The organism is Serratia sp. 506_PEND (assembly GCF_001076875.1).
Classification (GTDB): domain Bacteria; phylum Pseudomonadota; class Gammaproteobacteria; order Enterobacterales; family Enterobacteriaceae; genus Serratia; species Serratia marcescens.
This window is the reverse complement of record NZ_JVEL01000477.1, coordinates 1-4,525: the sequence shown is the minus strand read 5'-3', so window position 1 is coordinate 4,525 and position 4,525 is coordinate 1. Positions and strand designations below refer to the sequence as shown.

General features: G+C 57.1%; 6 protein-coding genes. 1 reads left to right on the top strand and 5 read right to left on the bottom strand.

Annotated elements, in window-relative coordinates; genetic code table 11:
- The 5 genes from tsaA to metN form a co-directional block, all read right to left on the bottom strand.
- Window positions 1-468: tRNA (N6-threonylcarbamoyladenosine(37)-N6)-methyltransferase TrmO (gene tsaA / locus ADK28_RS19385; RefSeq protein WP_048796421.1), on the bottom strand; the 468-nt coding region annotated here is incomplete at its 3' end.
- The gene (gene rcsF / locus ADK28_RS19380; protein WP_025304011.1) at window positions 465-869 is read right to left on the bottom strand and encodes an Rcs stress response system protein RcsF; all 405 of its coding nucleotides are present in this window, start codon (window positions 867-869) and stop codon (window positions 465-467) included. The genes tsaA and rcsF, both read right to left, overlap by 4 nt.
- A gap of 114 nt (window positions 870-983) precedes the next feature.
- A complete protein-coding gene (locus ADK28_RS19375; RefSeq protein WP_033639535.1) occupies window positions 984-1,799 on the bottom strand; it encodes a MetQ/NlpA family lipoprotein in 816 nt (271 codons plus the stop codon).
- 39 nt (window positions 1,800-1,838) lie between these two features.
- Window positions 1,839-2,492: a methionine ABC transporter permease MetI gene (locus ADK28_RS19370; RefSeq protein ID WP_004932010.1), complete on the bottom strand. Its 654-nt coding sequence runs from the start codon at window positions 2,490-2,492 to the stop codon at window positions 1,839-1,841.
- Window positions 2,485-3,516, bottom strand: coding sequence for a methionine ABC transporter ATP-binding protein MetN (gene metN, locus ADK28_RS19365; RefSeq protein ID WP_016929862.1), 1,032 nt, complete (start codon window positions 3,514-3,516; stop codon window positions 2,485-2,487). Before metN ends, ADK28_RS19370 begins: the two co-directional genes overlap by 8 nt.
- Window positions 3,517-3,704: 188 nt before the next feature.
- Here metN and gmhB point away from each other — a divergent pair, with 188 nt between their 5' ends.
- Window positions 3,705-4,268 (top strand): D-glycero-beta-D-manno-heptose 1,7-bisphosphate 7-phosphatase, encoded by a 564-nt coding sequence (gmhB, locus tag ADK28_RS19360; RefSeq protein ID WP_048796420.1) that lies wholly within the window; start codon window positions 3,705-3,707, stop codon window positions 4,266-4,268.
- Window positions 4,269-4,525: the final 257 nt, after the last annotated feature.

Here is a 4,525-nt window from a genome sequence, read left to right as displayed (position 1 = left end):
CGCAGCCTGGGCAAAGCCGGCGCGGGCCTGCGGCTGGCTCTCGGCGAACGGCAGATAAGGCTTGATGTCCACCACCGGGGTGCCGTCGACCAGGTCGAGGCTGCCCAGTTCCAGCGCCACTTCACCGTTTTTCACCCGCACGCCTTTCAGCTCAATGAGCGACATGCCGAGCGGGTTGGGGCGGAAGGTGGAACGGGTGGCGAACACGCCCATGCGGGCATTGCCGCCTAAACGCGGCGGACGCACCGTCGGGCGCCAGCCGCCTTCCATGGTTTGATGGAAAATGAACATTACCCACAGGTGGCTGAAATCGCTGAGACCGCGCACCGCTTCCGCCTGGTTGTAGGGCGGCAGCAGCAGCAGTTCGCCGCCGCCGTCTTCGACCAGCCCCGGTTGGCGGGGCACGGCGAATTTCTCTTTATACGGCGAGCGGATCACGCCGATCTGCTCGAAAACGAATTCGGTCATTTGGACGAGACGTTAAGCGCCGAGCCCTGGCAAACGGCCTGCTGGTAACAACCGGCGACGCCGCTGACAATCTGGCAGTCGTGCAGCAGCACGGCGTTGGCCTTCATGTAAGACGCACGGATTTGCATGCGTTTACGGGCGGTAGCCAGATTCGGTGGGGAGTCTTGCACGGTGGTTTGGCACGATTCGCCGGACACTTCACCCAGATCGCGGAACGGCTTGCCCACGAGTTCTTCTGCACTTTTATACAGTTTTACCGGAGCGGGGCGGGCGGCCGGCGTGGTCTTGGCCGGGGCGGTCGTGGTCGGCTTGCTGGTGCTGTTTGTTGAGGATGGCGCGATACGTTGCGATGAACATCCGGCCAGCGCGAGCGCTAACAAACAGAGAGGTAAAACACGCATTGAGATTCCTCTGCCTTAATGAAAGTGGCGCTATTGAAGCAATCTATGGCGGAAATAACAAGACGGGCCTTGGCCCGTCTTGCAATTATAGGAATAAAATGGGTGAATAAGCGCTTACCAGCCTTTCACCGCACCGCCGTTGAAGATTTTGTTGGCGGCGGCGTCAACGTCGTCAGACTGATAGGCCTGCACGAATTTCTTCACGTTTTCCGCATCTTTGTTATCTTCGCGCGCAACCAGCAGGTTGACGTAAGGCGAGTCTTTATCTTCCACGAACAGACCGTCTTTCGCTGGCGTCAGGCCGATCTGGCTGGCGTAGGTGGTATTGATCACCGCCAGCGCGATCTGCTGATCGTCCAGAGAGCGCGGCAGCTGAGGCGCTTCCAGCTCAACCAATTTCAGGTTTTTCGGGTTCTCGGTCACGTCCAGCACGGTCGGCAGCAGGCCAACGCCGTCTTTCAGTTTGATCAGACCGACTTTTTGCAGCAGCAACAGCGAACGGCCCAGGTTGGTCGGATCGTTCGGCAGCGCGATCTGAGAGCCCTCTTTCAGTTCGTCCAGCGATTTGATTTTCTTGGAGTAACCGGCGATCGGGTAAACAAAGGTGTTGCCGACCGGCACCAGCTTGTAGCCGCGATCTTTGATTTGCTGATCCAGATATGGCTTGTGCTGGAAAGCGTTCAGGTCGATATCGCCTTTGCTCAACGCTTCGTTAGGCAACACGTAGTCGTTGAAGGTGACCAGTTCAACGTCCAGACCGTATTTCTCTTTCGCCACTTTCTGCGCCACTTCAGCCACTTGCTGCTCTGCGCCGACGATTACGCCGACCTTGATGTGGTTCGGATTCTTTTCATCCTGGCCACAGCCCGCCAGAGCCAGCGTGCCGATCAGTGCGCCAATTGTCGCGATGGATTTAAATGTTAACGACATATCCCTTCCTCATTAGACTCGCATTAATATGCGGTGAAATTATTTATGGGTAACGGCTTTGACGATGCGATCGCCGCAGAATTGGATCAGATAAACCAAAACTACCAGTAATACTAATACGGTATTCATAACTGTGGCGTTATAACCGATATAACCGTATTGGTAACCGATTTGGCCCAGACCACCGGCGCCGACCGCGCCGCCCATGGCGGAGTAGCCCACCAGGGTGATCAGGGTGATGGTCGCGGCGTTGACCAGGCCCGGCAGGGCTTCCGGCAGCAACACTTTCTTGATGATCTGCATCGGCGTGGCGCCCATGGCGCGCGCCGCTTCCACCAGACCGGACGGGATCTCCAGCAGGGCGTTTTCCACCATGCGCGCGATGAACGGCGCGGCGCCGACGGTCAGCGGCACGATGGCCGCCTGCAGGCCGATCGAGGTACCGACGATCATGCGGGTAAACGGAATCATCCAAACCAGCAGGATGATGAACGGGATGGAACGGAAGATGTTCACCAGCCCGGACAGGATCTTATACAGCGAATTGTTGGCGATGATCTGCCCCGGGCGGGTGACATACAGCAGCACGCCTACCGGCAGGCCGAGCACGAAACCGAAGAAGCCGGAGACAAAGGTCATCATGACGGTTTCCCACACGCCACGCGCCATCAACCACATCATTGCCTCAGACATAACCCAGAACCTCTACTTTTACCTGATTTTCTTGCAGGAACTTAATCGTCGCCAGCGCGTCTTCGTCGCTGCCGTGCAGCTCCGCCAGCATCACGCCGAATTTTACGCCGCCGGCATAATCCATCTGGGCGCTGATAATGTTGTTGTTCACGTTGAAGCGGCGAGCGGCTTCAGACAGCAGCGGCGCATCGACCGACTGACCGGTGAACTCCAGGCGCAGCAGCGGCTGACGGTCGCCCTGGCGCTCCGGCGACAGGCGCGCGGCGTAGTCGTCCGGAATATCCAGATGCAGCGTGGACTGAATGAACTGCTGGGCCAGCGGGGTTTTCGGGTGTGAGAACACTTCGCTGACGCTGTCTTTTTCGATCAACTGCCCCTGGCTGATGACCGCGACCTGGTCGCAGATGCGTTTCACCACGTCCATTTCATGGGTGATGAGCAGAATGGTCAGACCCAGACGGCGGTTGATGTCTTTAAGCAGTTCCAGGATGGAACGGGTGGTGGCCGGATCCAACGCGCTGGTGGCTTCGTCGCACAGCAGCACTTTGGGATTGCTGGCCAGCGCACGGGCGATCGCCACGCGCTGTTTCTGGCCGCCGGACAGATTGGCCGGGTAGGCGTCGTGTTTGTCCGCCAGGCCGACCAGCTCCAGCAGTTCGGTCACGCGCTTTTTGATCTCGGCGCGCGACGTATTGTCCAGTTCCAGCGGCAGCGCCACGTTGCCGAACACCGTGCGGGAAGAGAGCAGGTTGAAGTGCTGGAAGATCATGCCGATTTGGCGACGGGCGCGCGTCAGTTCGCTTTCCGACAGAGACGTCAGATCCTGGCCATCGACCAGCACCTGGCCGGAGGTAGGGCGCTCAAGCATGTTGGCGCAGCGAATCAGCGTGCTTTTGCCGGCGCCGGAAGATCCGATAACGCCATAGATTTGCCCGGCAGGGACGTGAAGGGTCACGTCAGAGAGCGCGGTAATGGTGCGCGAACCCTGCTGGAACACTTTAGTGATGTTAGAAAGTTTAATCATATTCTTCTTATTTTAGCGTGGTTGCCCGTGGCTAGATAAAAGTAAACCTCGGCGTGGAACCAAGGTATGGATCAGATGTTAAGGCGTCTAGACGTCTAAGTCAACGGCCAGCGACGTTCTCCGGCGTTCTCAGTTCGGGGTAAAACATGCGATACTGTCAGCGTATTCAGCCCCTCAGGAGCAAAGCGGTGACACAAAGCGTTCCAGCAATTTTTCTCGATCGTGACGGTACGATTAACGTTGACCATGGTTATGTCCATGAAATCGACAACTTCCACTTTATTGACGGCGTGATTGACGCCTGTCGCGAACTCAAAAAGATGGGGTTCGCGCTGGTGATGGTGACCAACCAGTCGGGCATTGCGCGCGGCAAGTTCAGCGAAGACCAGTTTATGTACCTGACCGAGTGGATGGACTGGTCGCTGGCCGATCGCGACGTCGACTTCGACGGCATCTATTTCTGCCCGCATCATCCGGAGGCGGTAGTAGAGGAGTATCGTCAGGTCTGTGACTGCCGTAAACCGAAGCCGGGCATGCTGCTGCAAGCGCAGCAGGAATTGAACATCGATATGGCCGCTTCTTATATGGTGGGCGATAAACCGGAAGACATGCAGGCGGCGATCGCGGCCGGCGTCGGCACCAAGGTGCTGGTGCGTACCGGCAAGCCGGTGACGGAGCAGGGCGAAAAGCTGGCCGATTGGGTGCTAAATAGCCTGGCGGACCTGCCGGCAGCCATCAAAAAGCGGGTTTAATAGGCGTTACGAATGAATAGTGAGCGGTCAGATAAAAAATGCATATTATCGCTTGTCATTCTGAACCGGCTCCCTATAATGCGCCTCCATCGACACGGCGCAAGTGATTCACTTCACACAGCGGCCGGGAAGAAAGAGAAAAAATCCTGAAAATTAGGGTTGACTCTGAAAGAGGAAAGCGTAATATACGCCACCTCGAGTTAGCAAGCGAAAGCGCCTAACTCACTGCTCTTTAACAATTTATCAGACAATCTGTG